22 protein-coding genes are annotated in these 25,790 nt (G+C 64.5%); 13 read left to right on the top strand and 9 right to left on the bottom strand.

The genetic code is table 11. The features are described from left to right. Nucleotides 1–70: 70 nt before the first annotated feature. A complete protein-coding gene (locus JQ603_RS34980) occupies nucleotides 71–1,102 on the bottom strand; it encodes a LysM peptidoglycan-binding domain-containing protein (protein WP_212347209.1) in 1,032 nt (343 codons plus the stop codon). A 183-nt stretch (nucleotides 1,103–1,285) separates the two neighbouring features. Between JQ603_RS34980 and JQ603_RS34975 the strand changes: the two genes are divergently transcribed. The 3 genes from JQ603_RS34975 (at nucleotide 1,286) to JQ603_RS34965 (ending at nucleotide 5,555) form a co-directional block, all read left to right on the top strand. Next, nucleotides 1,286–1,981 carry a hypothetical protein gene (locus JQ603_RS34975; RefSeq protein WP_212347206.1) on the top strand — a complete coding sequence of 232 codons (696 nt, stop codon included), beginning with the start codon at nucleotides 1,286–1,288 and terminating at the stop codon, nucleotides 1,979–1,981. A 234-nt stretch (nucleotides 1,982–2,215) separates the two neighbouring features. Then, nucleotides 2,216–4,879, top strand: a complete 2,664-nt coding sequence (locus JQ603_RS34970; protein ID WP_212347203.1) for a bifunctional diguanylate cyclase/phosphodiesterase — start codon at nucleotides 2,216–2,218, stop codon at nucleotides 4,877–4,879. A 283-nt stretch (nucleotides 4,880–5,162) separates the two neighbouring features. Beyond that, a complete protein-coding gene (locus JQ603_RS34965; RefSeq protein WP_212347200.1) occupies nucleotides 5,163–5,555 on the top strand; it encodes a hypothetical protein in 393 nt (130 codons plus the stop codon). Nucleotides 5,556–7,804: 2,249 nt separating this feature from the next. Here JQ603_RS34965 and JQ603_RS34960 read toward each other — a convergent pair. After that, the gene (locus JQ603_RS34960; RefSeq protein WP_212347198.1) at nucleotides 7,805–8,002 is read right to left on the bottom strand and encodes a hypothetical protein; all 198 of its coding nucleotides are present in this window, start codon (nucleotides 8,000–8,002) and stop codon (nucleotides 7,805–7,807) included. Nucleotides 8,003–8,289: 287 nt separating this feature from the next. Between JQ603_RS34960 and JQ603_RS38200 the strand changes: the two genes are divergently transcribed. Then, nucleotides 8,290–8,559: a hypothetical protein gene (locus JQ603_RS38200; protein ID WP_245004063.1), complete on the top strand. Its 270-nt coding sequence runs from the start codon at nucleotides 8,290–8,292 to the stop codon at nucleotides 8,557–8,559. 404 nt (nucleotides 8,560–8,963) lie between these two features. Here the strand turns inward: JQ603_RS38200 and JQ603_RS34955 are convergent, their stop codons facing one another. Next, nucleotides 8,964–9,482, bottom strand: a complete 519-nt coding sequence (locus JQ603_RS34955) for a Spy/CpxP family protein refolding chaperone (protein WP_212347195.1) — start codon at nucleotides 9,480–9,482, stop codon at nucleotides 8,964–8,966. A gap of 344 nt (nucleotides 9,483–9,826) precedes the next feature. Here JQ603_RS34955 and JQ603_RS34950 point away from each other — a divergent pair, with 344 nt between their 5' ends. Both JQ603_RS34950 and JQ603_RS34945 read left to right on the top strand, forming a co-directional pair. After that, a complete protein-coding gene (locus tag JQ603_RS34950; protein WP_212347192.1) occupies nucleotides 9,827–10,186 on the top strand; it encodes a hypothetical protein in 360 nt (119 codons plus the stop codon). A gap of 123 nt (nucleotides 10,187–10,309) precedes the next feature. Next, nucleotides 10,310–12,007 (top strand): GMC family oxidoreductase, encoded by a 1,698-nt coding sequence (locus tag JQ603_RS34945; RefSeq protein WP_212347189.1) that lies wholly within the window; start codon nucleotides 10,310–10,312, stop codon nucleotides 12,005–12,007. A 109-nt stretch (nucleotides 12,008–12,116) separates the two neighbouring features. Here JQ603_RS34945 and JQ603_RS34940 read toward each other — a convergent pair whose 3' ends face one another. The 3 genes from JQ603_RS34940 to JQ603_RS34935 form a co-directional block, all read right to left on the bottom strand. Beyond that, nucleotides 12,117–14,216, bottom strand: a complete 2,100-nt coding sequence (locus tag JQ603_RS34940; protein ID WP_212347186.1) for a methyl-accepting chemotaxis protein — start codon at nucleotides 14,214–14,216, stop codon at nucleotides 12,117–12,119. 133 nt (nucleotides 14,217–14,349) lie between these two features. Next, on the bottom strand, nucleotides 14,350–14,472 hold the full coding sequence (locus tag JQ603_RS38365) for a hypothetical protein (protein WP_271580850.1): 123 nt from the start codon (nucleotides 14,470–14,472) through the stop codon (nucleotides 14,350–14,352). 96 nt (nucleotides 14,473–14,568) lie between these two features. Further along, nucleotides 14,569–14,814, bottom strand: coding sequence for a hypothetical protein (locus tag JQ603_RS34935; RefSeq protein WP_212347576.1), 246 nt, complete (start codon nucleotides 14,812–14,814; stop codon nucleotides 14,569–14,571). Nucleotides 14,815–14,904: 90 nt separating this feature from the next. Here JQ603_RS34935 and JQ603_RS34930 point away from each other — a divergent pair, with 90 nt between their 5' ends. From JQ603_RS34930 to JQ603_RS34915, 4 genes are all read left to right on the top strand, one after another. Further along, the gene (locus JQ603_RS34930; protein WP_212347184.1) at nucleotides 14,905–15,042 is read left to right on the top strand and encodes a hypothetical protein; all 138 of its coding nucleotides are present in this window, start codon (nucleotides 14,905–14,907) and stop codon (nucleotides 15,040–15,042) included. Nucleotides 15,043–15,168: 126 nt separating this feature from the next. Continuing rightward, nucleotides 15,169–16,293, top strand: a complete 1,125-nt coding sequence (locus JQ603_RS34925; RefSeq protein ID WP_212347181.1) for a lactonase family protein — start codon at nucleotides 15,169–15,171, stop codon at nucleotides 16,291–16,293. A 68-nt stretch (nucleotides 16,294–16,361) separates the two neighbouring features. Then, on the top strand, nucleotides 16,362–16,532 hold the full coding sequence (locus JQ603_RS34920; protein WP_212347178.1) for a hypothetical protein: 171 nt from the start codon (nucleotides 16,362–16,364) through the stop codon (nucleotides 16,530–16,532). A 177-nt stretch (nucleotides 16,533–16,709) separates the two neighbouring features. Further along, nucleotides 16,710–17,603 (top strand): efflux RND transporter periplasmic adaptor subunit, encoded by an 894-nt coding sequence (locus tag JQ603_RS34915; protein ID WP_212347175.1) that lies wholly within the window; start codon nucleotides 16,710–16,712, stop codon nucleotides 17,601–17,603. 133 nt (nucleotides 17,604–17,736) lie between these two features. Here the strand turns inward: JQ603_RS34915 and JQ603_RS34910 are convergent, their stop codons facing one another. Beyond that, entirely contained in the window at nucleotides 17,737–18,588 is an 852-nt protein-coding gene (locus tag JQ603_RS34910; RefSeq protein ID WP_212347172.1) for a caspase family protein, read from the bottom strand. 421 nt (nucleotides 18,589–19,009) lie between these two features. On the opposite strand from JQ603_RS34910, the gene JQ603_RS34905 reads away from it, so the two are divergent. From JQ603_RS34905 to JQ603_RS34895, 3 genes are all read left to right on the top strand, one after another. Next, nucleotides 19,010–20,740 carry a hypothetical protein gene (locus tag JQ603_RS34905; RefSeq protein WP_212347169.1) on the top strand — a complete coding sequence of 577 codons (1,731 nt, stop codon included), beginning with the start codon at nucleotides 19,010–19,012 and terminating at the stop codon, nucleotides 20,738–20,740. 249 nt (nucleotides 20,741–20,989) lie between these two features. After that, complete coding sequence (locus JQ603_RS34900; RefSeq protein WP_212347166.1) at nucleotides 20,990–21,712, top strand: thermonuclease family protein; 723 nt, start codon at nucleotides 20,990–20,992, stop codon at nucleotides 21,710–21,712. A 107-nt stretch (nucleotides 21,713–21,819) separates the two neighbouring features. Then, a complete protein-coding gene (locus tag JQ603_RS34895; RefSeq protein ID WP_212347163.1) occupies nucleotides 21,820–23,007 on the top strand; it encodes a pyridoxal-phosphate-dependent aminotransferase family protein in 1,188 nt (395 codons plus the stop codon). A 168-nt stretch (nucleotides 23,008–23,175) separates the two neighbouring features. On the opposite strand, the gene JQ603_RS34890 is transcribed toward JQ603_RS34895, so the two are convergent. Continuing rightward, the gene (locus tag JQ603_RS34890; protein WP_212347160.1) at nucleotides 23,176–24,288 is read right to left on the bottom strand and encodes a hypothetical protein; all 1,113 of its coding nucleotides are present in this window, start codon (nucleotides 24,286–24,288) and stop codon (nucleotides 23,176–23,178) included. Next, nucleotides 24,288–25,724 carry an MBOAT family O-acyltransferase gene (locus tag JQ603_RS34885; protein WP_212347157.1) on the bottom strand — a complete coding sequence of 479 codons (1,437 nt, stop codon included), beginning with the start codon at nucleotides 25,722–25,724 and terminating at the stop codon, nucleotides 24,288–24,290. The genes JQ603_RS34890 and JQ603_RS34885 overlap by 1 nt, the downstream gene beginning before the upstream one ends. Nucleotides 25,725–25,790: the final 66 nt, after the last annotated feature.

The raw sequence follows: 25,790 nt of genomic DNA, 5'->3' as shown, positions 1-25,790 counted from the left end.
GAACCAAATGTTCCGGAGGTGGACAGCGCAAAGCGTCGCTGGCGCGCATCGGCAGCGCCGGTGCGCCGCGTCACTGCGTGTTCTTCGGCAACACGAATGTCTGGCCGGGGTAGATCAGGTTCGGATTGTGGATCTTGTCGCGGTTGGCGTTGAAGATCACCGCATAGCGGGAGCCGTCGCCATAGGCGCGCCGGCTGAGCGCCCACAGGCTGTCGCCGCGGGAGATCACCCGGCTGCCGCCCGCTTCAGTCGGTGCGGCGCTGAGGGCGTCGGCCGGCGAGGCCGATGCGACCGTCGTGCCCGCCGGCGCGCGTGCCATGCTCCTCGGTTTCGGTGCCGCCATCATTCTGGGCCGAACCGCGGGCCCGTCAGGCGTTGACGCCAGGCGCGGTGCGGCCGACGGCAGCGACGCCACGACATCCGACTTGTCGTCCACCTTCTGGGCCTGCTTCGCAACCGGCACGGGACGCGCGGGCGGCGGCGCGATTTCCGCGATCGTCACCGGCATGGTCCGGCTGGACTGCGTGACGGTGCCATCGGGCGCCCTGGCGCGCAGCGTCAGCTCGTAGCTGCCGGCGGGAAGCTGCGGCGGCGTCATCACGAACTGGCCCGACGCATCGGCCGTGACCGAATGGAGCGGCTGGCCGTCGCGCAGCAGCTCGACCTTTGATCCCGGTGCGGCCTGGCCCGCGATCACCGCCGCCTCGCCGTGATCGTCGACGCGGGCAACATCGAACCTCGGCCCGGCGTCGGTTGCGGCCGCCGGCGGCTTGACCGGCGCGAGATCGGCGAGCGCGGCCGTGACCTGCTTCTGGGCCTCGGCCACCGGCTTCGGCGCCGGGGCTGGCGCCGGCTGTGCGGCGGCGAGCTTCGGTTCTTCGGGTTTCGGCTCTGCCTTGTTTGCGGCTTTGGGCTCGACCTTGGCCTCAGGTTTGGACTCAGCCTTGGCGTCGGGCTTGGCGTCGGGCTTGGCGACGACAGCGGTCTCGGTGCCCGCTCCGCCCGGCAACAGGCGGCGCAGCTCGGCGGGACCGATCACGAGAACGGTGCCAACCACCGCGAGCAGGCAGAACGCAATGAGGGCCTTGGTTGCGGTCATCATCAGAAGTCGAACCCTTGTTGGCAAATCAGCCGATGACCGTAGCCTGCGCCGATTTGGTTACGGCAGCAAGTCGCTCGAAGGGATGATCGACCATCGTTTCCAGCCGCCGCGGATGAACCGGCGCGGCCCTTACCGAGTCAAATCAGCGAGGCCGCACCGCGGCTATTTTTTAAGGATTTTCCCGTGACCGCATTCATCCGCCCGGCCCGATGGCTGGCGCTCGCCTTGACGCTTTTCGCCGGCCCCGCGCTCGCCGCCTCCGGCCCGCCGCCGGGCTACATCCTCACCGACAACGCCGATCTCGCCTTCACCTCGCCCGACGGCGCCACCAGGCTCGAGCAGTACATGAAGGACAGCGAAGACCTCTTCGAGGTCAAATGGCAGGTCTGGGCGCGGCGCGGCGATCAGATGACGGAGCTCAAGCCCGAGCAGGGCTATGGCGCCGGCTTCCGCTTCACCAGCGACTCGCAATGGCTGGTGCGAATGCAGAAGACCGGTTCGGGCTCGCAGGATCTTTTTCTCTACCATTTCGAGCACGGCGCCTTCGTCAATGCGACGAAGAACTCGCTCAGCGATCTCGCCTGGGCCTATTTCCACAGCCGGCCCGACACGAAGAGGATGAAGCTCGACTACCACATCTCGGCCAATCTCGTGAAAGGCACGGAAGACGGCTATCGCTGGCTCGGCGTCGACTGGCCCAACAACCGCTACCTGCTGATCTCGCTGTCGGGCGAGATGGACAAGCATCCGAAGAACGTCGCGGTGAAGGGACTGGCCAACTGGCGCTGCCGCTACGACCTCAAGACCGGAACCTTCGACGTGCCCAAGATGTTCGCCAAGCAGAACGCGGAAGCGCTGGAGTGGGAGATCAGGCGGTGAGGCGTTTGTAGGGTGGGTTAGCTGGCGACTGCGCAAAGCGCAGTCCGCTGGCGTAAACCACCACTGTTCGCGTCTGCGGCAACGGAAGTGGTGGATTACGCTCCGCTAATCCACCCTACGGACTGCGCGATGGAACCAACCCACTGATTCCACTCCGATTCATATTTTCCTAACCCTTTGTGGTAACGGGGTCTTGTCGGTTTTGCTGCATCTTGCATCCCACGGGAGGGCTGGATGGGCACATCGATTCGATGGACCGCGCGGATGCGCGCGCTGCTGCGCCGCTGGCGCGGCGCGCCGCTGACATGGCTGATCGCCGGCGGCTTCGTGCTGATGCTTGCGACCGCCATCGGCACCGCGCTCACCGTCGACCGCTTCCGGCAGAACGCGATCGAGAGCGGCCGCGACAGCCTTGAAAGCGCAGTACGGCTGCTCACCCGGCATTACGACCGCGAGTTCGCGGATTTCGCGGTGTTCCAGAAGAGCGTCATCGCCGAGCTCGAAAGCCATGGCATCGAGTCCGCCGACCTGTTCCGCAGCCAGATGAGCACGCTCGCCATGCACGAGGCGCTGCGCGGAAAGGCGAGCGGCTGGTCCGACGTCGCCGGCGCCAATGTGTTCGATTCCGAAGGCCTGCTGATCAATTCGTCGCGGCGCTGGCCTGTCGCCGACGTCTCGGTCGCCGACCGCGGCTATTTCAAGCGGCTCAAGAACGATCCGATTGCGCAGGAAGAGATCGAGGTCGTTCCCGGCCGACTCGGCAACGGCCCCGCCATCGTGTTCGCCCGACGTGTCTCCGGGCCACACGGCGAGTTCCTCGGCATCGTCTCGCGTGCGATCGCACCGGAGCAGATCGAATCCTTCTTCGCCTCTGCGGGGCTCGGCGAAGATTCCTCGATCGCGATGCATCACCAGAACGGCCAGCTGCTCGCGCGCATCCCGCACGCCGATGCCATGATCGGGCAGAATTTTCGCCAGGGCACGCCGGAGCAGATGGCGGTGTTCGAGCGCACCTTCGTCACGACCCAGCTCGCGAGCCCGATCGACGGCAAGGACCGCATCGTCGCCTCGCGCCTCCTGACCGGCGAACCGCTGGTCGTGGTCGCGACCAGATCGCTGGACGCGACGCTCGCCACCTGGCGCACGCAAACGAAATTCTTCGTCGCCGTCGCCGTGCTGTCGATCGGCCTGCTGGTGCTGACGCTGTTCCTGATCTTCCGCCAGGTGACGCGCCGGCTCTCGCTCGAGAAGCAGCGGCTCGACACCGCGATGAACACGATGACGCAGGGCCTCTTGATGTTCGATCAGGACGAGCGGCTGATCGTCTGTAACCGGCGCTACATCGAGATGTACCGCCTGTCTGCCGACGTCGTGAAGCCCGGCGCCTATTTCCGCGACGTGATCCAGCATCGCCACGACACCGGCTCCTTCGACGGCGACGTCGATGCCTATTGCGACGGTATCCTGGCCAGCGTCGAGCAGACGCACAGTGCGATCGTGGAGACGGGTGACGGCCGCCTGATCGAGATCAAGAACCAGCCCGGTGCCGCCGGCGGCTGGCTCGCCACCCATGACGACGTCACCGAGCGCATCCGCGCCGCCGAACGCATCGCGCATATGGCGCATTACGACGCGCTGACCGACCTGCCCAACCGCGTGCTGATGCGCAGCCATCTGGAGCGCCGCGTCGCCGAGCTTGCCCAGGGCAAGCCGTTCGCGATCCTCTATATCGACGTCGACGAGTTCAAGGGCGTCAACGATTCGCTGGGACACGAGGTCGGCGACGAGCTGCTGCGCCAGGTCGCGAACCGTCTGCGCGCCTGCGTCAGCGGCAACGACCTCGTCGCGCGGCTCGGCGGCGACGAATTCGCCATCGTCAAGGCCGGCACCTGTGATCAAGCCGAGCTGACCGCGCTGGCGGATACGATCCTCAAGACGCTGCGTGTGCCGGTGAACTGCAAGGGCCAGGAGATTCCGACCGATGCCAGCATCGGCATCGCGATCGCGCCGGACCACGGCGACAATCTCGAAGACCTGCTCAAGCGCGCCGATCTCGCGATGTACGCCGCGAAGTCGGAAGGCCGCGGCACCTTCCGCGTCTTCGTGAGCGAATACGACGCCAAGGCGCGGCAGCGCCGCCAGCTCGAGCTCGATCTGCGCCAGGCGCTCGCGCGCGGCGAGTTCGAGGTGCACTATCAGCCGCTGGTCGATCTCGCCGCCAACGTCGTCACCGGCTGCGAGGCGCTTTTGCGCTGGCGCCATCCCGAGCGCGGCATGGTCTCGCCTGCGGATTTCATCCCGGTCGCGGAGGACACCGGCCAGATCGGCGAGATCGGCGAATGGGTGCTGAAGCAGGCCTGCCTCGAGGCCGCAAGCTGGCCCGGCAATATCCACATCGCGGTCAACGTCTCGCCGGTGCAGTTCCGGTCGCGGTCACTGGCACTCAAGGTCGCCGCTGCGCTTGCGGAATCAGGGCTGGCGCCCGGCCGGCTCGAGCTCGAGATCACGGAGACCGTGCTGATCCGCGACGACGAGGAGGCGCTGACGATCCTGCAGCAGCTGCGCGAGCTCGGCGTGCGCATCGCGCTCGACGATTTCGGCACCGGCTATTCGTCGCTGAGCTATCTGCACCGCTTCCCGTTCGACAAGATCAAGATCGACCGCAGCTTCATCAGCGACATCGGCCAGTCGGAAGATTCGTCTCCGATCGTGCAGGCCGTGGTGCACATGGCCGCCGCCCGCCACATGGCGACGACGGCGGAAGGCGTCGAAACCGAGGCCCAGCGCGAGGTGCTGCGGCAGCTCGGATGCAGCCAGATGCAGGGCTGGCTGTTCAGCCCGGCGGTGCCGGCGGCGAAGCTGAAGCAGCTGCTGTCGGCGCAGGCGGCCGCAGCCTAGATCGGCCATGTCGTTCGGGCACGACAAGATTTCGAAGAAAATCCTGTAGCGCCTGAAGCGATCGGCCGGCCCCAGCCCCGACATAGCACCGAGCAAGCACACCGGAGAGCGCGACGCGTCAGCATTCCTCCGTTACCCCCATGCGCACTGTTACATGCACAGCTCCTCGAGAGCCACAACTCGAAGTCACGAGACAGGTCAAGGTCCTTGATCTTGGTCAATGTCGGCCTCAACCGGCGGGCCTTCTTATGCAAAGGGGGACGACAAGCATAGGAGGAGAACGATGAAGCAGACAGCTTTCAGAAATTTTGCAATTGCAACTTCGACTATCGCTTTTGCTGCACTGTTCACCGTCGACTGGTCTGAGCAGCGCGGGCTTTCGCTCTCAGTTGAGAGTGCCCAAGCGAGGCGACTCTATGTCAGCCCGTATCCCTATAATCACTACATACCCGATCAGACCGGTCTCCCCTGGTACGCAGTGCGCGCCTACTACGCTGGCGGCCCCTGGTGTGGCGTCGGCGGCAGGACGGGATACGGCACGGCCGTTGGGGTCTTTGGACGTGCTTCCTATACCTGCTATGACGGTTGGGATAGCTATGCGAAGCTCAACGGTATTGGCTGCACGCCCGGCACATTGATCAAGGGCGGTGACGGAATCATGTACGTCTGCCAGTAAGCGCGCGAACCACAAGGAGAGGCGGCGCAATCGCCGCCTCTTTCATTTTGAAAGCGCCGTCCATTCTCGCCGTCGCGGGCTCGATTGGCTCGATCCGCACCATCGAAGAAAACTCGTTGGTAGCGTCAAAGTCTCTGCCTTATCCGAGCCCGCAAGCCCCCTCGTCCATCTTTGATCTAGCGCAATCCTACCCCGGCGCGGAGGCAGCATCTTTTCAGCATGGGGCAAGCCAGTCATGGAGCAAGTTCATGAGACAATTGCATCTGACAAAACTTGCAATCGCGAGCTCAACTGTCGCATGCGCGGCGCTGTTCTCGTTCAGCTGGTCTGAACAACGCGGCATCTCTTTGTCAGTGGAGAGTGCCCAGGCACGGGTCGGCCGGCCGCTCACCCCAATGAGCGTCGCAGGTGTTGCTCGCCGGCAAGACCGGCGGGCTGCGTACGGGTATCGAGCCGGAGTCGTCGGCGCTGGCGTCGCCGGCGCGGCTGCCGTGGGCACGGCCGCTGCCGTGGCGGCCACATCCCCCAACTGGGGATGGGGAACCGGCCCTTACACAGGCGCCGGCAACTATGGAGTTACGGGCGTCAGTCCCTACAGAGGTGGGCCTTCCTCCTATGGTGGAGGCTTGGCAGCCAATGCCTACTATGGTGGAGGCTTGGGAGCTAATGCCTACTATCCCACAGCCAGCGACAGTACTGGCTGGTACATAACGCCCACCGGCATGGCCTGCACATCGGGGGCTTTGATCACAGGCGCCAACGGCATGCCGTTCCGCTGCCCGTAAGACACAGACGAAATTGGGTACAGCGGACATGGACTTCGGCCCGCAGGGGATCGGCGACGTTATGCCACCGATCTAAAGGGTCGCGCGAATAAGTGATTGTGCGCAAAGCAACGGAATTGGTTGCACGCCCGGCACGCTGATCAAGGGCGACGAAACACGCAGCGACCAGGAGGCGGTCCACACGGCCGCCTCCAGATCAAACTCTTTTTGCTCCTGCATGCGGACTGATGCTGCCTTCGAAGGGCGCCAACCTTGCTCGGCATGATTTCAAGAGGAGCGTGACGATGATCAGGTTATTTGCTGTTGCCGGTTTTGCGCTGGCCATCGCGACATCGACGCAGGCAATGCCACTCGCGCCGATTCAGTCGGACGACCTCATCACGCAAGTCGCTGCCGGCTGCGGGCCGGGTAGGACAATGGTCAATGGTGTGTGCGTAGCCAGAACCACAATCCGCCAAACCCGCCGGGATGTCCGCAGGTGCGTGCGATGGAATGCAGGCGTCTGCGCGCTGTATCAGTGAACCACCATCGCGCAGGCATCTGATCGGCCGCCCGCAATTTAACCTCGAGAAGACGTAGTTCGTCGCGCCTGCTTCGCGTCGGGAGGGCGAACACTCGCGAAGCTGCGCCGGCGTCACCTGTTACCGCAGCTTCCCTTTCGGACAATGGTGCGAGCAGCAATTTCAGGCTCCAAATTAGCGGCTGACCTCTCGCGCAAGTGTGCGCCCATAGGTCGGCTTGGCGGGGCTCCAGAGCAGTACAGGTGAACCATGCTTGTCCGGGGATGGCGACAACTGTGTTCCCCACGGGGCAGGCGCCCGCGCATCAGTGTGCGCGCGTGGCTCGCGGCGAGCCACAAGCCTCTTGCGTCAAATGAGTGTTCTCTAGATCCGCTTACGTCCCCGATCGTCATGGACTGGTTGAAGAGCAGTTTGCATCCGCCTGAGGACCGATTGGCGCGGCGTCAAGGCTGCTTCGCTCCTCAAAACAACGATCAGTCTTGATGGAGAGGCGATGCTGTAAGCCCGCCATGCCTGGAATCTGCAGGCTTGGAGTTTGCCCGTAAGGCTCGCGGAGCGCCGAGACAGCGATGGAACTATCACTACTCCGCTGCAATTAGAACGGAGATGACGGCAATCTGGTATGTAACCCTTGCAGTTCGCAGACATGGCCTGCTCCGGAAGCCGCGAAGTCCCCACGAAACGAGGACGTTTGCGACCGAGGCCGAGGCCAAGGCGTTCGCTCGATCAAAGCTCGAGGACGGCTTGGTCCTGTTAGCCGGCACGATCAATCCGCATTCTCCCAAGCAACTCATTCCGGCGTCTCGCATCCGGTCCTGGCTGGCTGACGATCAAGAAGGAAGAGCCAGCAATGCCGCTTGTCCCGACTAGGCGAGCAAACGGCGCACACAATCTTTCCACGGGGAAAGCCACCAAGGCGTGCCTGCAGCGCCAGAGGCGAGCGTTAGGCCATGAGGTGCTTGCCCACGAAGTTCATAAGCAACATGACAATTATCAGCACGCCCATCACCACCACGGCGATGTTTGCGACGCGTCGCAACGGCCCGCCAAGGGGGTTCAATTCGATCAAAAAGCGCAATAGCCAAATCACGAGGCCGATGACAACGATGTTGATGACTAGATAGATCAGACCTTCGAGCATGGCAGGCCTTCTCAGATCTCGGGCGACACGCGCCGTTTCTTCGTCTTCTGTCGAGAACGCACTTGTCCCGGCGGAGCCTTCGCTGCGTCAGCAGTGCTGCGCAGCGCAGCCTAGCTCCGAGAGCACGAAGGCTCGGGATTGTTTCGTGCGCTATGCAGCTTTTGCCAAACTTCCGAATGGCAACCTCGTCTAACATGGCTTCTCCCCGTTGATGTAGATCAAGCGACGCATTCGCCATGGGGAGAAGCATCGGAAGGCAAGGTACACTGGCCACGAGGAGGCTCACGATGACGCGGACTCGCGGAATACAGCTCGCATTCGTAGCAATCGGGCTGGCGTGCGGATTCGGTGCGATCAATTGGTCGGAAAGCGACGGGCTGTCGCTTGTACAAAGCGCAGAAGCCAGGGTCGGACGACCGGCAACACCGATGAGCGTCGCAGGCGTTGCGCGCAGACAGACGCGACGGGCAGTCGTAGGGGGAGCTGCGGTCGGCGCGGCGGCCGCCGGTACGGCCTGTGTGCGCGTACTGGTGAACGGCTCCTACGTGTGTCGCTGAGAAACTGCCGTTCCGCGGGTTCGATGTCGCGGTCCCCAGCAGTTTCACTCGCACCTCGCAGCTCGTTCTGCTCGCAGAGCCAACCGGCGCTTCCACGGGCGCTTGTTGTGCCTGGATAGGCAACGAAGCTGATGCACTCGCAAGTACAGCAAACGAAAGCTGCTTTCGTCTGTTCAACCGCTCGCCTCGAACGCGGCCTCTCGCGCCTTTGGCTATGCGCTTCCGGCGAGACTGACGATGTGAACACTGACGCTGCCGCGCGTTGCCGCCACGTTGGTCGGCTACGGCACTTTGAATGCGGCCTGGGGATGTCGACCTTGGCAAAGGAGACATCCCCAGGCTTAAAGTTGATTAGCCGCGCAGGTTCAGACCATCACGCGGCTTGTATGAATCAACATCCCGTTTCAGTCCTCGTCCTCTGCCTGCGCACGACGTCGTTCCACGACATCGCTCATGTCGTGGAGCACAAGGACCGCGAGGGCCCCCATGCGCTGCCTCTGTTCGGGATTGAGGGTCTTGTAGAGTGGCTGCCACGCCTCAGCGAGCTTATCCAAATCGGCGGAGCGTTGAGCCAATGTCTCCGAGCGTCGTTGCAGGAAGGCGATGGGGTCACGATTTCGCATCGTTTCGACGGCATTTTGGTCGGCCCGTCTACCCACCGTTTCCGAGATTTTTGCAACACGGGCCCTCCGATCCTCCGCTCTGGCACGAATGGCGCTCTCGACGGGCGGCCAGAGCTTTTCCTGGTCAGGTGTCAGCTGCAATGCGGCCTTGGTCAAATCGATCCGCATGTCCACCAGTGTATTCCGGTCCACCGCGTTGAGCCGTTCCGGCGTCGCAGGGGAGGACGGAGCTTGCGCGCTGGCAATCGACGGCGCGGCAAGAAGGAGTGCAGCTGTTCCGATCACTACTATTTTCATCATCGGCAACCTCCTAGGTGAGCAGCCCCCAGGCACCACGCTAACAATGGTCGGCAGGGCGATGTCATATTGATTCAAATCAAAGGAGTTGGAGAAGGAATTGTGGCGCGCAGGCTGAGCAAGACATGCGGCATGTCCGTTCTTGTGCCACCATTCTCCACCTGTAATTGCGCGAAGATGACCGACCCCTTTCCGCAAAATAGGATCAAACGCTGCGGATCGTAGTTATCGCTCCGCCGAGCTGGCCGGAACCGTGACCGGCGAGCGTCAGCCAGCATCACGTCACACGCAACGCAGGCGATTGGCGCCTGCGTTCTTGCGCGCGTGCGCGGATCGAGCGAGGCGAGATGGCGATCGTGACCTTCAGGATGATTCCTCTTCTGGCGGCTGTCGCCATGATCGGCCTGTCCGCACAGGCCCGCGACGACGGTCGCTACGCGAACTCGCCGCTCAAGGGCTGGTTCGAAAGCCTGCACAGCAAGGCTGGAGGTCCGTGCTGCGCCGACGCCGACGGCACCGCACTGGATGACGTCGACTGGGACACGCAGGACGGACACTACCGCGTGCGCCTTCTGGGCGAGTGGATCACCGTGCCGGATGACGCCGTGATCAAGGAGCCGAACCGCGCCGGCCGCACCTTCGTCTGGCCCTACTACGTCAACGGCCGCGCCATGATCCGCTGTTTCATCCCGGGCAGCATGACGTGAGATCCGGACGCGCGTGCCGCGGGCCATTCGTGGCGTTCATGGTGCACCGACGATTGCGGTGAGGTGACCTCGCGATAAATCCACGCTAGCCTCCTCGTGCAAGAACAAGAGGAAGCGCCAATCGTGTACGACTACATCATCGTGGGCGGCGGCTCGGCGGGGTCCGTGCTGGCCCACCGGCTCTCCGCGAAGAGTGCCAACAAGGTCCTGCTCTGCGAGGCCGGACAGGACACACCACCCGGCAACGAGCCGGCCGAGATCAGGGACAGCTATCCGGGCACCGCCTATTTCGATCCGCGCTTCCACTGGACCGAGCTCAAGGTCACGACGCAGGTCGTCAGCCACAACAATCCGAACGAAGCGCGACCGCCCTTGCGCAAATACGAGCAGGCGCGCGTGCTCGGCGGCGGCTCGTCGATCAACGGCCAGATGGCCAATCGCGGCGCGCCGACCGATTACGACGAGTGGGATGCGCGCGGCGCCGAGGGCTGGACGTGGAACGACGTGCTGCCGTTCTTCAGGAAGGTCGAGCGCGACCTCGATTTCGACGGGCCCTATCACGGCAAGGACGGCCGCATTCCGGTACGCAGAATTCCCAGGGCGCACTGGACGCGGCATTCGGAGGCGTTCGCGCAAGCCTTCCAGCAGGCCGGGCATCCATTCGTGGCGGACCAGAACGGCGAGTTTGTCGACGGCTATTTCCCGGTGACGCATTCCAACCAGGCCGAGCAGCGCGTCTCGGCCGCGATGGGCTATCTCGATCGCACCACGCGCCAGCGCGCCAACCTCACCATCTCCACCAACACGCAAGTGCGCCAGCTGCTGTTCGAGGGCACGCAATGCGTCGGCGTGAAAGCCGTGGTCGACGGGCGCGAGCAGGAATTCCGCGGACGCGAGATCGTTCTCTCCAGCGGCGCTATCCATTCGCCGGCGCATCTGCTCCGCGCCGGCATCGGCCCGGTCGGCCACCTCAAGGACTTGGGGATTCCCGTGCTGATGGGCTTGCCGGGTGTCGGCCAGCGCCTGATGGATCATCCCTCGATCTCGCTGTCGTCCTTCGTCCGCCGCGGCGCGCGCATGAACGAGCACACAAGGCGCCACATGCAGCTCGGCCTGCGCTATTCCTCGGGCCTCGCCGGCGTGCCGAAGGGCGACATGTTCGTCGTCGTTCTCAGCAAATCGGCCTGGCACGCGGTCGGCGCGCAGATCGGCTCGCTGCTGACCTTCGTCAACAAGACCTATTCCGAGACCGGACAGGTCAAGCTCGCCTCGCGCGATCCCGCGGCCGAGCCGATCGTCGAGTTCAATCTGCTGTCGGACCGGCGCGACCTCGAGCGCCTGATGAGCGGCTTCCGCAAGATGGCGGCGGTGCAGATGAGCGACATCGTCAGGAAGGTGACGGACAAGCCGTTCCCGGCTGCCTATACCGACAAGGTCCGCAAGATCGGCGTGGTCAACAGCAGGAACAAGATCCTGACCAGGATCGCGGCAACCCTGATGGACGGTCCGGCGGCGCTACGTCACTATCTGATCGACAATTTCGTCGTCGAGGGCTTCACCTTCGACCAGGTGATGAACGACGACGAGGCGCTGGAAGCCTTCGTGCGCAAGGCGACCATCGGCGTCTGGCACGCCTCCTGCTCATGCCGCATGGGCCGGGCCGACGATCCGATGGCGGTGGTCGACAACCAGGGCCGCGTCAAGGGCATCCAGGGCCTGCGCGTCGTCGACGCCTCGATCTTTCCGGTGGTGCCGTGCGCCAACACCAACTTTCCGGTGCTGATGACGGCGGAGAAGATCGCTGCGGCGATGGTGCAGTGATTGCGACGACGGTTTTTGTAGGGTGGGCAAAGGCGCGCTCTTCGCGCCGTGCCCACCATCTAGACGTGGTGGGCACGCTTACGCTTTGCCCACCCTACGGATCTTTGGCTTACGCCGCCCTGAGGTCGCCGACGAAGCGGTCGACGTCGCGCTTCAGATCATCCGACAGGCGCGCCAGCATTTTTGCGGAATCCAGCACCTCGCCGGCGGCGGCGCCGGTCTGGCCGGCGGCCTGCGACACGCCGGAGATGTGGCGCGAGACCTCATTGGTGCCCTGCGAGGCCTGCTGCACGTTGCGTGCGATCTCGCGCGTCGCAGCGCCCTGCTGCTCGACGGCCGCCGCGATCGCGGCCGCAATCTCGTTGACCCGCTGGATGGTGGTGCCGATCGACTGGATCGCGGTCACCGAGGATTGGGTCGCGCCCTGGATCGCGGCGACCTGGCCGGTGATCTCCTCGGTCGCCTTCGCGGTCTGCGTGGCGAGGTTCTTCACTTCCGATGCGACCACCGCAAAGCCGCGGCCGGCTTCGCCGGCGCGCGCCGCCTCGATGGTGGCGTTGAGCGCGAGCAGATTGGTCTGCTCGGCAATGCCGGTGATCAGCGCGACGACGTCGCCGATGCGCTGCGCGGCATCGGCCAGCGCCTGCACCTCGGCATTGGTACGATCGGCCTCAGCGGAGGCGGCGCCGGCAATGCTGGAGGATTCGGCGACCTGACGGCTGATCTCGCTGATCGAGGCCGAAAGCTGCTCCGTGGCCGCGGCAACCGTCTGCACGTTGGACGAGGCATCGCCCGAGAGGCTTGCGACCGAAGCGGCCTTGGACGAGCCCTGCTCGGCGGTCGACGACATCGACTGCGCGGTGGCGTTCAGCTCGCCCGAGGCGGAGGCGAGCGTGTGCAGCGATTCCGTGACGGTCTTCTCGAACTGTTCGATCAGCCGTTCGACGGCAAGCTGGCGCCGCTCCTTCTTTGCCTGCTCGGCGGCCTGCTCCTCGGCAAGACGATCGCCGGCGATCATGTTCTCCCTGAACACGGCGACCGCGCGCGACATTTCGCCGATCTCGTCGCCGCGCTCGCTGCCGGCGAGCTCGATCGCATAGTCGCGTTCGGCGAGGCGACGCATCGCCTGCGTCATCTTGCGGATCGGCGTGCTGACGCGGCGGTTCACCAGGATGAAGCCGAACAATGTGATGGCGAGCGCAACCAGCATCATCCCGCCATTCAGCGCGAGGCTCCATTTCGCCGAAATCATCTGCTGTCCGGCGCGAGCGACCATTTCGGCGAGCGCGGCCTGGCCCGCCTCGACGCTGGAATTGAGGATCGCCGTGTTGAGCTTCGACAGATCCTCGATCTTGATGTCGATGGTCTGGTTGTTGCTCAGCGCCTTGATGAAGCCCTGCTGGCGCTCCGTCATGGCGGCGGCCTCGCCCTGCTTCGAGCGCGCGATGACGTCGGTGAGGCTTGCCGGCGCATCGGGGCGAGCGGCTGCGTCGAGCACCTGGCTCCAGGCCTGCTTGGCGCGGCCGGTGTCCTCGGCGGCGCCGACCATGTCGGCGGCACTCCAGGGCCTGCCGCTCGCGGCCGCAGTTTCCAGGCGAATGGCGACGAGGCCGCCGAAATTTCGCGCGGCCCAGGCCGACTGCTTCACGGCGAGCAGATGATCGACCACGGGATCGGTGAGCTTGAGTGCGTTCTCGAGCTCGGCGGTCAGGGCCAGGATCGCATCGAGATAATCCTGCGCGGCCTTGCGAAACTCGTCGCCGACCTTCGGATCACGCTCCGCCTTGGTCTGGTGAATGGCGGCTTCCGCTTTGGGCCGCAGCGGCACGAGCGCGTCATGGATCGCGACGAGCTTGCCGAGCGCAGCGGCGAGGCGCAGATCGGCTACGCCGTCGAGACGCTCGAGCACGCTTTTGTAGGCGGCTTCGGACAACTGCCGGTTGGTGGCGATGCGGTTATCGGCATTGGCATTCGCCGGCGCATCCGCGACCAGCGCCGACAGGAAGGTGCCGCGTTCGAGCCGGAAGCCGAGCAGCGTCGCAAACAGCTGCTGGTCGGTGCTGGCGAAACGTTCGACCTTCTGCGCGGCGCCATTGCGTTCAATGGCCCCAAGCAAACCGGTCGCGAGCTGCCCAACCAGGAACAGGCCAAGGACGCCGATGATGGCGCCGAGAACGGAACGAATGGAGGGATTGCCGAACAATGCCATGGGAGCCGGATCTCTGCGGAAAAGATGCAGAAAAATACCGGCCGGCCCCTAAGAATCCGTTCACCAAGCCCGCCCGCGGCGCGTGGGCAGGGCCAGTGAGATACGGAGATGAAGACCTAAAGGCGTGACAGGCTCATTTCACCTGCTTGGCCGCCTGGATCTCGACGAACTCGGCGTCGGGATGCGTGACGATTGTGGTGAACATGATGCCGCTGATGATGATCGACCAGGCGGTGTCCCAATAAATCCAAAACACGTGCCACCCTCCGTTCTGGCGTCCTCCGCCTGCGGGATCAGGGTAACGGCAAGGCGAGGCTGCCGTTCCTGACGCGAGCGCGGCGCAAGCGAGGCGCTATTTGGATTTGGTCGGCGGCGATGCGCGATCGGTTTGATCGGTGTGGCGCTTTGCCACGACATCCTCGTCGCGCGGGCCTTCGTGCGGGCGCGGCGGCAGCTTGGGCTGGCCGGCCTGACCGCCATGCTTGCCGCCCATGTCGCGCTTGCCTTCGAGATCGTTTTCGCGGGGCATACCGTTCAATGCCTGCGCGCGGCATTGGTTCGCTGGCATTGCCCTGTTTTCGCCTGTGAACGAGTTCATAGAAGCGTTGCGGGTTGCGGTGCACGATGTTCAGCGTGCGTCGCCGCATGCCTTTGACGAACGGGACTTGCACAGACAGGATTTGGGCTGATGCGAAAACGACTGGTCGCCTCGACCATCTTGACCTGCGCCCTGCTCGCGGTTGCGGTGTGGACCGTGCTCGGGCCGCCGAACCGCCCGGCCGGACCGCATCTGCCCTCCCGCAATTTGACGGCTGCGGTGCGATAGCCGCACCAGCGAGACCGATACAATTTCGGCATCGATCGATCTCAATTGGAATTTGGTGCGGCAACGTGCCGCCCGCTATCCTCTCCGGCAAAACAACAACGCCGCACTGCCCCGAGGAGAACGCTCATGTCGAGTCCGACCCGCTGCATCGTATCCAAAGCGCCCCGCGCTGCGATCGCCACCACTCTCACCTTTCTTGCCCTCACCCTGGGAGCCCGTGCCGGCATGGCCGAGACCTTCGCCTATGTCGGCAACGCCGACAGCAACGACATCAGCGTGTTCAAGCTGGCCGAGAACGGCGAGATGACACCGGTGCAGACCGCCGCCTTTACCGGCGTGGAAAAACCGGGGTCCTCGACGCCGCTCGCGATCACGCCCGACCACCGCGTGCTGATTGCCGGCGTGCGCTCGCAGCCGTTCCAGGCGGTGAGCTTTTCGATCGACCAAAAGACGGGCCAGCTCAGCCATATCGGCAACGGACCGCTCGCCGACAGCATGGCCAACATCGCCACCGACCGCGGCGGCAAGGTGCTGTTCAGCGCCTCCTATGGCGGCAACAAGGTCGCGGTGAATCCGCTTGGAGCGAACGGCGTGGTGGGCGCGCCGACGCAGGTGATCCCGACCGGGCTGAACGCGCACGCCTTCCTGCCCTCGCCCGACAACCGCTTCGTGTTCGCGACCAATCTCGGCTCCGACCAGGTGCTGAGCTTTGCATTCGAGCCCACCACCGGTGCGCTCACGCCGAGCGATCCGCCGACCTACAAGTTGCCGGAAAAATCGGGGCCGCGACACTTCGTATTCCATCCCAATGGCAAGTTCGTCTATCTGCTCCACGAGCTGAACGGCGATGTCGCCGCGTTCACCTACGAGGCCAGGAGCGGCGCATGGGACGAGATCCAGCGCACCACCGCGCTGCCTGAAGGGTTTTCCGGAAAACCCTGGGCCGCCGACATCCACATCACGCCGGACGGACGCTTCCTCTATGCCTCCGAGCGCACCACCAACACGATCGCCGCCTACAAGGTCGACGCGGCCAGCGGCAAGCTGACCACGATCGGCAGCGTGCCGACCGAGAAGCAGCCGCGCGGCTTCAACATCGATCCCAGCGGGCGCTACCTCGCCGCGGTCGGCGAGCTCTCCGACGGCATGACGGTCTATGCGATCGACCAGGGCAGCGGCGCGCTGGCCAAGCTGAAATCCTACCCCACCGGCAAGAAGCCGAACTGGGTGGAATTCCTGAGCCTGCCGTGAGGGGGCACGACCGCCTACGTAATCATCCGTAATTTCGCCGGACCCGGCGTTGCCATCATATGGCGGTCATGGACCGCCATATCCTCTTCAAATGCCCGCAGACCGGCATGAACGTGCAGCATCGGCTCGACGACGCGCCGGCCGATCGCACGCACGTGTCCGTGGCGTGCCCGGCCTGCACGCGGCTGCATCTGATCGACCGTTCCACCGGCAGGCTGCTCGGCGATCGCCGGAGCTGAGCCGTCCCCTCGGGGCCGGCCTGGCCGGCAGCGAACCTGTTGTCCAATCCCGCGACTAATCAAGGACTTGCCGCGTCAGCCCGGACGGCATGGCATCCCGCGCTGGGACAACGCTGCCGTAGTCCGGGCTGCCGCCATCTGCTATCGATTGGAGGCATAGCCCCCGTGGAATTTCCGATGCGCCCTTTGTCCCGTGCCGTTGTTCGAAGCCTGTATCCCGCAGCCGTCGCCGGAGTGCTCGTCCTCGGTCAATATCCGGCCGGAGCCGCCGATGACGATGCGCCCAAGGGGCCGGCGGTCACGGTGCTCAAGGTCGCGAAATCCTGCTTCTCCGACATCGTCGAGGCCACCGGCACCATCATCGCGCGCGAGGAAACCTCGGTGCGGCCCGAACGTCCGGGCCTGAAAGTGACGGAGGTGCTGGCGGAAGCCGGCGACACCACCACGGCCGGCCAGGTGCTGGCGCGCCTCGCGCTGCCCGAAGGCGGCACGCTTCAGGTCACCGCGCCCGTGGCGGGCGTGATCGCGACCTCCACCGCCCAGATCGGCAATCTCGCCTCGGCCAAGGGCGAGGCGCTGTTCACCATCGTGGCGCGCAGCGAATACGATCTCGTCGGCCTGGTCGCGACCACCGATGTGCGCAAGCTCGCCGTCGGTCAGCCGGCGACGGTGCGTATCGCCGGCGCCGGCGACCTCGAGGGCAAGGTGCGCCGCATCGGGCCGACCGTCGAGCCGAACATCCAGCAGGGCATGGTCTATATCGGCATCTCCTCGCAGAAGCGGCTGCTGCTGAACGCGAGCGGGCGCGCGCTGATCAAGACCGGCCAGAGCTGCAACGTCGCAGTCCCCCTCACCGCCATACAGTATTCGTCGGCCGGCACCGTGGTGCAGGTGATCCGCCGCAACCGCGTCGAGACCAAGCGCGTCGAGATCGGATTGATGTCGGGCGGCAATATCGAGGTTCGCGACGGCCTCAACGAAGGCGATGTCGTCGTCGCCCGCGCCGGCGCGCTGCTCCGCGAAGGCGACCCCGTGCGCCCGGCGATGGCCAGCGCGGAAGCGGCGAAGTAGCGCATGACTTCGTAGGGTGGGTTAGCCGAAGGCGTAACCCACCTCTTTGCTTTCCAAGCAGACGAGAGAGAAGTGGTGGATTACGCCTTCGGCTAATCCACCCTACAAGGGCCGCTGTGATTGCCGCGAGAAACTAACCGCCGGCTTCGCCGAAATGGACGTCTTCGAGCAGCGAGGACGACACGGTCGGGACCTGGACGCCCTCGGAGGCGCGGGAGATGGCGACGCGGGTCTTGTTGAAGACGGCTTCGGCGCTGCCGCTCTGCGCATTGAGATTGCCGAGCAGCTCGCCGACCAGCACGCTGTGCTCGCCCTTGCCGTCGTCGACGACCTTGCCAGGCGAGGCCGAGGAGAGGATCAGCGCATTGTCGGGCGCGCTGATCGGCGCGAGGCCGTGGCTGTAGGAACGGAAGCGGCGCTCGTAGGGGTTACGGCGGGAGGCGTCGACGACGACGAGCTTGGCCTTGGCGCCCTGCTCCTTCATCATCTCGAGCACGCCCTCGATGGAGACGCCGTGGCGGCGGACGTCGCTTTCCTTCCAGATCACGGCATCGACCGGCAGCATGTAGCTCTCGCGTCCCGCCTGCACGCCGAAGCCGCCGAAGAACAGCATGACGACGGTGTCGCGCTTGATCCGGGACTTCAAGCGATTGACGGCGCGGACCATGTCGTCCTTGGTCGCGTCTTCCACCATGTCGACGTCAAAGCCGTTCTTGCGCAGCGACGAGGACAGCGCGCGGGCGTCGTTGATCGACTGCGTCAGCGGCGCGCTGGCGTCGGGATAATGTCCATTGCCGATGACGAGCGCGAGGCGCGAGGTCTGGCCGATCGATCCGGTGATCTGGTCGGTGGTCACGGCCTTGGCGGCATCGAGCGCACGCATGTTGAGGGCAGCATGGGCGCCGATCACCAGCGACACCGTGCCGATCAGGGCTGCGGCCAGCGCGATGGTGCGTCGGGAAATGTCGAGCTGCCTTACATTCATCTCGGTTCATTCCTGTCAGTGCCAAAGACCAGCCAAGCGCGCGCACACTGTTTGAGTAGCGCGATAGCGTCTTTAGGTTTGAGGGATTGGCCCGGGGAGTGCCCCCGAATTGCGCGCAATTTGCGGCGCCGCACCAAACAAACCCTTAACCGGATATCGCCCTGCCGGCAATAGATCGCCCAAAATTTGAGCTAAGTCACTGAAGCCATTGGTTAATTCTCCAAGTCGATTTTCTCGATTTATGGCATCCCCGTACCCTTCCGGGGCCTCATCATGCAGGCCTCGTGCCGGCTAATTCCGTGACATCAGTCACATTTGTTTTTCCCGCGAATCCGGGTAGCTTTTCAAAGACTTGCAGGGGGTGGCGGGCGGACTGGGCGCGCCCGTCGTTCCCGGGCAAGGCCCCGCGACCAGGTATTTCATGAGCTTTCATTATTTTGCCGGCGCCGCCTGCCGGGCGCTGACGGCGCGGAAGGACGGCCCCTCTCTCTATGAGGTCTGCGATCCCGTGCTGGCGGCGACGGCCAGCGGCGATCCGCATCTGGCAAAATTCTACAAGACCGCGCTCGGCAATCCCGCGCTGCGGATGCTGCTCCGCCGGGCCGGGCTACCCGAGCTGCGCGACGAGGCGAGGCTGGCCCGGCTGCGCGAGTCGCTCAGGCGCGCCCGCGATGATGCCGAGCCGGATTGGGCAGCCGTCGGCCAGCCCGTGGCCGATCTCGTCGACAGCATCGCGCTCGACCACCCCAAGCCGCCGCCGGCGATGTTCACCGGCACCATGCCGCAGACCTCCGAGATCGACAGCGTGATCCGCGACTGCGCGCAGCACCTGCTCGGCTCGTACCGCCGAAACGGTTTTCTGCCGACCTATGCCGCCTTCAACCTGATCGGCGATCCCGATTGCCGCGGCCGCGAGCTGATCATGGCGCTGACGGGCCTGAACGCGCGCGGCTACAAGAACTCCTCGCTGCTGTTCAACCTCGCGCGCGTCTTCATCGCGCGCTCGCCCGCGCGCGCCGTGGTCAATCCGCCCTGGAAAGGCATCGCCGAGCCGATGTGGGAGCCGGTGCAGATCCGCCACCGCTCGGCCTATTACGATGCCTTCTTCATCGAGGCGCTGCTCGGCTATGTCGAGACCGGGCTCGCCTCGCCGGCCGACAAGATCGCGGCGGAGCGCGCGATCGCCGACATGGTGAATTTCTGCGTCAATATCAGCCGCGAGGAAGTCGAGGGCACGGACGGCGCGCGCTTCAACGTCATCACGGCGCTGGCGCCGGCGCCGCATCCGCGCTTTTCCCGCTTCTTCGCCCAGATCAAGCAGGACCTCGGCTTCGGCGTCTATGTGCCGGATTGCGACACCACGGCATGCTCGATCTCGGCGGCAACACAGGCCGGCTGCCTTGATGAGATCATCGACCAGCCGCTGCTGGACTTCTACGCCGGCTATCAGGTGCGTGCCGGTGTCAACGCGCCGCGCGTCACCGTGCCGCTGAACGACAATATCGACTATGAAGGCGGCGTCGCCACCTGGATCGACAATCTCAAGGGCGAGCGTCCCTATGGCAACGATCTCGATCCGACGCTCAATCTCGACATTCTCGAGGTGAGCTTCCGAAACCTTGCGCGCTGGAAGATCCTGGAGACGCCGGCGCGGCTCGCCACCGTGCACCGGATCATCGGTTTCCAGAAACGGCTGGCAGCCAGCGGCGCCTTCGCCAATCCGCGCTCGCACATCTATTATCTGCCGGAGCTCTACAGCGCGTATTTCGGCCGCTGCTATGCAGCGTTCCTCGCGCTGCCGCTGGCGGCGCAGGCGGCGATCGATCCCGACGGCGATTTCGATTTCATCCGCCATCGCGTGCTCTCCTACGTCAAGGGTGAGCTGATGGCCGCGGAGATGAACGTGTTCGACGCCGCGCTGGCGCTGATCGCACTCGGCCATCTCGGCGCCGACCCGCGTGCCTTTGCACCGGCGCTGAACGTCATCATCGCAAGCCTCGGCGAAGGCGGCCGCCGTGGCCCGTTCCGCGCCTACGAATGGAACAAGATGAAGACGCCGACGCGGATCCTGGTCGGCGGCCCCGAGGTGACCTCGGCCTTCGTGCTGATGGGCCTGGCGGTGGCGAAGCGGGCGATCGCGGGGCGGGGGTAGGTCTCGTGCAGAAGCGTAGGGTGGGTTAGCCCTGCAGATGCGCGAAGCGCATCTGCTCAGCGTAACCCGCCTCTTCTGCCGCCGTGGAGAACAAAGAGGTGGGTTACGCCTACGGCAAACCCACCCTACGAGACCTCCCGCAATGACAGGAAGTTGAAAGCCCAACTGTTAGGCATATGCTGGCCCGGAGGCCAAAAGCCGACCACAATTGCGCGGCTTATCGAGATTGTCCTGAACACCCGGACCGGCATGTTGCGAAAATTCCTGATTGCGCTGGCCTTGCTCGCCCCGTCGCTTGCCCAGGCCGCCGACATCACCGGCACGGCAAAGGTCCGCGACGGCGATTCCGTCGTGATCGGCAACACGCGGATCCGGCTCGGTGGCATCGACGCGCCATCGTCCGACCAGCTCTGTCTCAACACCAAGAGCGAGCGCTGGACCTGCGGCGTGGCCGCGCGCGAGGAACTCGCCAAATACACCGAGGGCAAGAACTGGGTCTGCCACACCCGCGCGATCGACCGGCGCGGCCGCACCGTGGCGCGCTGCGAGGTCGGCGGCGAGGACATCCAGAAATGGCTGGTGCGCAACGGCTGGGCGCTGGCCTACACCCGCATCTCGCACGACTACGATGCGGACGAAGCTGCCGCGCGCGAGGCAAAAGCCGGCATGTGGCAGGGCGCCTTCATCGCGCCCTGGGACTGGCGCGTGCGCAACAAGAAGACCGCCATCCTGGGCGCCACCAAGCCGCCGGAGGGGGCGCATTCCGTGCTGCTCGCTTCGGCCTCGGGGCCGGTCGCGCCCTCGCCCGACTGCACCATCAAGGGCAACGTCAACACCGCCGGCGAGTGCATCTATCACCAGCCGACCAGCCGCTGGTACACCCAGATCAAGATGAAGATCAGCAAGGGCACCCGCTGGTTCTGCTCGGTCGAGGAGGCGGAGGCGGCAGGCTGTCGCGAGACGAGGCGATAACCGACGCCAGACCTGCGTTTTAAGCGCTTTTCTTGGCTTCCAGCGCCGCGTAAAAGTGAGATTCAGCAACCCACAATCCTGTTCTCAAGCAACAAGGACCGACAGCAATGACCGTTCGCGCGGGCCGGGAATTTCTGGCCATCCCCGGGCCCACCACGATGCCCGACGAGGTGCTGCGGGCGATGCACCGTCCGGCGATCGACATCTACTCCAAGGAGATGCTCGACCTGACCGAGAGCCTGCTCAGCGACATCTCGAAACTGTTCGCGACCAAGGGCAAGTCCTACATCTACATCGCCAACGGTCACGGCGCCTGGGAGGCCGCACTGAGCAACGTGCTGTCGCGCGGCGACAAGGTGCTGGTGCTGGAGAGCGGCCGCTTCGCGATCGGCTGGGGCAACGCGGCCGCCCTGATGGGCGCCGAGGTCGAGGTGCTCAAGGGCGACTGGCGCCGCGCCGTGCGGCCGCACGAGGTCGAGGAACGCCTGCGCCGCGACAAGGAGCACAAGATCAAGGCCGTCGTCGTCGTCCAGGTCGATACGGCCTCGGGCGTGCAGAACGACATCGAGGCGATCGGCAAGGCGATCAAGGCGAGCGGCCATCCCGCGCTCTACATGGTCGACACCGTGGCCTCGCTCGGCTGCATGCCGTTCGAGATGGACAAATGGGGCGTGGACGTCGCGATGTCCGGCTCGCAGAAGGGCCTGATGACGCCGCCCGGCCTCGGCTTCGTCTCCGCCAACGCGCGCGCGCTCGAGGTGCACAAGAAGGCGAACATGTCGACGCCCTATTGGAGCTGGAGCGAGCGCGAGGGCACCGAGAATTATCGCAAATATGCCGGCACCGCGCCGGTGCATCTGTTGTTCGCGCTGCGTAAGGCAATCGACATGCTGCACGAGGAAGGGCTTGAAAACGCCTTCCGCCGCCACAGCCTGCTCGGCGAAGCCGCGCGCCGCGCGGTCTCCGCATGGTCGGAAGGCCAGGTGCTCGGCTTCAATGTCGCCGAAGCCAGCGAGCGCTCCAACACCGTGACCACGGTGACCATGAACAACGGCCATGATCCCGCGGTGCTGCAGCGCTATTGCAAGGACAAGTGCGGCGTCGTGCTCGGCACCGGCATCGGCGATCTCTCGGGACAAGCCTTCCGCATCGCCCATATGGGTCACGTCAATGCGCCGATGCTCCTCGGCACGCTGGGAGTTGTCGAGATCGCGCTGAACGCGCTGAAGATCCCGCACGGCAAGGGCGGGCTGGAAGCGGCGGTGTCGTATCTCGGTGAAGAGGTGGCGGCGTAAGCTCGGCCCAACACAAAGGTGTCGTCCCGGCGAAGGCCGGGACCCATACCGCGTGATCTATCGATAAGGCGCGGTGCCAGTACCAGCCGTTTCACTGCGAGTCTTCGCCAAATTCCTCCCTGGGGTTATGGGTCCCGGCCTTCGCCGGGACGACAGCGGAGTGTTGGGCTACGGCAATCGCCGTACACGATACGCTTCCACCTGCTTCTTCAGCTCATTCAGCGACGCTAGCGGCGTCTTCGGATCGACGCGATATTCCCCGCTTGCCAGCCACTTCAGCACCATGGCGTCCACCACCGGCGAATGGTGGATGACGTCGCTGTAATTATCGAGATCGTGGGTCACCGCCTTGATCGCGCGGAAATCGTGCAGGCGCACGTTCGGAAGCTGCGTCAATCGCTGCGCGATGTGCGCCGTGAGATCAGTGACGATCTTCAGCGTCTCCGGTGAGGCATCGCGCATGGCGACGAATTGCAGGATCGAATAGGGCGGGAAATAGACGTCGAAGGTCACGTCCGGATGGCGCGTGATGAGACCTGCGGCATCGTGCTCGAAATGCCGGACCATGGCCTCATAACCATAGCCCTCGCCGAGGAAACGGCTGCGCGCGGGAGCGGTGATGTAGGCGAAGGCGGCGAGCGTCTTCGTTGCATTGTAGTCTCGCGCAATGTCGAAATTCCGCGGCAGCGCGTAGATGTCGTCGACATCATCCAGCGCGAACTTGACGGGAAGATAAGGCGCCGCTCGGGTCAGCGGCTCCCGCAGCGGCGGGACAGACCGCATCACCGTGAACAGCGATTCCTTGGCCATCGCCGCGCTGAAGACATAGGACGCAATCCCCCTGGCCGTTCCGCGATAGAGATCGACGGACAGATAGGGATCGGCCTCGATATCGGCGGCATCGACGAAGCTGAAATCGTCCATCGCCCAGATCACGCGCCGCGCACCGCGGTCGATCGCCTGCTCCAGCACGAAGGCCTGCTGGCGCGAATTGGAGCCGGTCATCGCCAGCTTGAGCGAGCGGACGCCGAGCGCGCGATCGATGTCGCTCTGGCGGAAATGGATCGCGAGCGAGGTGCCCATGAAGGCGGTGTCGAACGACTGGCTGCGGATCAGTCCGGCATTCTGCACGCGCGTGTCGTCGGAGTAGAACGCCGCCATGAGACGCGAGGGACGAAACAGTTGCAGGGGATCGACGACGTAGGTGAGCACTGCTGCGCCCAGCAGGCACACCACGCTGGCGAGAAGAAGACGCTTCAGGCTGGTGAAGGATGCGCGCATCAGAACCGGAAATAGATGAATTCGCTGTGGCTCTGGATGCCCAGGACCCCGAACGCGAGCACCAGCGACGCCGCATAGAGAGCCAGTGGCCGCATGCGCCCTGCCAGCAAGGCTTCGCCGACCCGGCGATCGCCGTGATCGTAGCCCATGATGTCTTGCGTGTTCGGCGCCAGCCACACCAGCGCGGCATAGACCATGACCTGCACCAGAGCCGCGATCTCCTCGCGGCCGCAGACGATATTTGCGGGATCAGCCATCGCATGCAGAACCCGCAGCGCCCAGGCAACGCTCTCGGCGCGGAAGAACACCCAGGCGATGACGACGGCAAGAAACGTCAGCACGGCGCCGGCGATACGGACCGGACGCGCAAGCAACGCCGGAACGCTCGGCACCAGCGCGTTGAAGGCGTGGTTGACGCAGAGATAGGCGCCGTGCAGCGCGCCCCACACGACAAAAGTCCAGGCCGCGCCGTGCCAGAGCCCGCCGAGCAGCATCGTGATCATCAGATTGACGTAGCGCAGCACGCGGCCCCTGCGGTTGCCGCCGAGCGGGATGTAGAGATAGTCGCGCAGGAACTGCGACAGCGTCATGTGCCAGCGCCGCCAGAACTCGACGATGCTGAAAGCCTTGTAGGGCGAGTTGAAGTTGACGGGCAGGAAGATGCCAAACATCAGCGATATGCCGATCGCCATGTCGGAATAGCCGGAGAAGTCGAAATAGAGCTGGAACGTGTAGGCGAGCGCACCGAGCCAGGCCTGGTCGAAGCTCGGCGAGCGCGCCTCGAACGCGAGCGCGACCAGGGGCTGGATGCCGTCGGCAAGGCAGGTCTTCTTGAACAGGCCGATCGCGAAGATGATGATGCCGCACAGGATCAGATGCGCATGCGGATGCTTGGACTCCTCCCGCTCGAATTGCGGGATCATGTCCTTGTGGTGGAGGATCGGCCCTGCGATCAGATGCGGGAAGTAGGTCACGAACAGCGCGTAATGCGGCAACGCATAGGCCGCGACCCGGCCGCGATACGCATCCACGAGGAACGCGATCTGCGTGAAGGTGTAGAAGGAGATGCCGACCGGCAGCAGGATGTGGACCGCAAGATGCGTGCCGAGCAAAGCGTTGATGTTCTCGGTCGCAAAGCCCGCATATTTGAAGATGCCGAGCACGAGGAGATCGCCGGCGACACCGAGGGCAAGCACGGCCTTTCGCGGCATGGGGCCGAGCTTCGCCACGATGAGGAGGTGACCGACGCCGTAGTTGAAGGCGATCGAGATCAGCAGCAGGGCGACGAACTGCCAGCTGCCGATCGCATAGAAGGTGATCGAAGCCAGCGCCAGCCAGATCACGGGCGTGAAATTGCTGCGCCGCCCAAGCCAGAAATAGCCGGCTAGTGCGACCGGCAGGAACAGCAGGATGAACGGGTAGGAATTGAACAGCATCAGGCTGGACCGGCGGCGGGATATGGAGCCTAAAGCATACAAGGGGCCGGTCAACAACCCGGCGAC

It is taken from the genome of Bradyrhizobium liaoningense (genome assembly GCF_018130825.1).
In the GTDB taxonomy this organism is placed as follows: domain Bacteria; phylum Pseudomonadota; class Alphaproteobacteria; order Rhizobiales; family Xanthobacteraceae; genus Bradyrhizobium; species Bradyrhizobium liaoningense_B.
The sequence above is the reverse complement of the archived record's forward strand: the minus strand, read 5'-3'. Positions and strand labels throughout refer to the sequence as shown.

Coding starts and splice junctions, on each gene's coding strand:
- JQ603_RS34980 (WP_212347209.1), bottom strand. CDS start 1,102: ATGATGACCGCAACCAAGGCCCTCATTGCGTTCTGCCTGCTCGCGGTG.
- JQ603_RS34970 (WP_212347203.1), top strand. CDS start 2,216: ATGGGCACATCGATTCGATGGACCGCGCGGATGCGCGCGCTGCTGCGC.
- JQ603_RS34965 (WP_212347200.1), top strand. CDS start 5,163: ATGAAGCAGACAGCTTTCAGAAATTTTGCAATTGCAACTTCGACTATC.
- JQ603_RS34960 (WP_212347198.1), bottom strand. CDS start 8,002: ATGCTCGAAGGTCTGATCTATCTAGTCATCAACATCGTTGTCATCGGC.
- JQ603_RS38200 (WP_245004063.1), top strand. CDS start 8,290: ATGACGCGGACTCGCGGAATACAGCTCGCATTCGTAGCAATCGGGCTG.
- JQ603_RS34955 (WP_212347195.1), bottom strand. CDS start 9,482: ATGATGAAAATAGTAGTGATCGGAACAGCTGCACTCCTTCTTGCCGCG.
- JQ603_RS34950 (WP_212347192.1), top strand. CDS start 9,827: ATGGCGATCGTGACCTTCAGGATGATTCCTCTTCTGGCGGCTGTCGCC.
- JQ603_RS34940 (WP_212347186.1), bottom strand. CDS start 14,216: ATGGCATTGTTCGGCAATCCCTCCATTCGTTCCGTTCTCGGCGCCATC.
- JQ603_RS34935 (WP_212347576.1), bottom strand. CDS start 14,814: ATGAACTCGTTCACAGGCGAAAACAGGGCAATGCCAGCGAACCAATGC.
- JQ603_RS34930 (WP_212347184.1), top strand. CDS start 14,905: ATGCGAAAACGACTGGTCGCCTCGACCATCTTGACCTGCGCCCTGCTC.
- JQ603_RS34925 (WP_212347181.1), top strand. CDS start 15,169: ATGTCGAGTCCGACCCGCTGCATCGTATCCAAAGCGCCCCGCGCTGCG.
- JQ603_RS34920 (WP_212347178.1), top strand. CDS start 16,362: ATGGACCGCCATATCCTCTTCAAATGCCCGCAGACCGGCATGAACGTG.
- JQ603_RS34915 (WP_212347175.1), top strand. CDS start 16,710: ATGCGCCCTTTGTCCCGTGCCGTTGTTCGAAGCCTGTATCCCGCAGCC.
- JQ603_RS34910 (WP_212347172.1), bottom strand. CDS start 18,588: ATGAATGTAAGGCAGCTCGACATTTCCCGACGCACCATCGCGCTGGCC.
- JQ603_RS34905 (WP_212347169.1), top strand. CDS start 19,010: ATGAGCTTTCATTATTTTGCCGGCGCCGCCTGCCGGGCGCTGACGGCG.
- JQ603_RS34900 (WP_212347166.1), top strand. CDS start 20,990: ATGTTGCGAAAATTCCTGATTGCGCTGGCCTTGCTCGCCCCGTCGCTT.
- JQ603_RS34895 (WP_212347163.1), top strand. CDS start 21,820: ATGACCGTTCGCGCGGGCCGGGAATTTCTGGCCATCCCCGGGCCCACC.
- JQ603_RS34890 (WP_212347160.1), bottom strand. CDS start 24,288: ATGCGCGCATCCTTCACCAGCCTGAAGCGTCTTCTTCTCGCCAGCGTG.
- JQ603_RS34885 (WP_212347157.1), bottom strand. CDS start 25,724: ATGCTGTTCAATTCCTACCCGTTCATCCTGCTGTTCCTGCCGGTCGCA.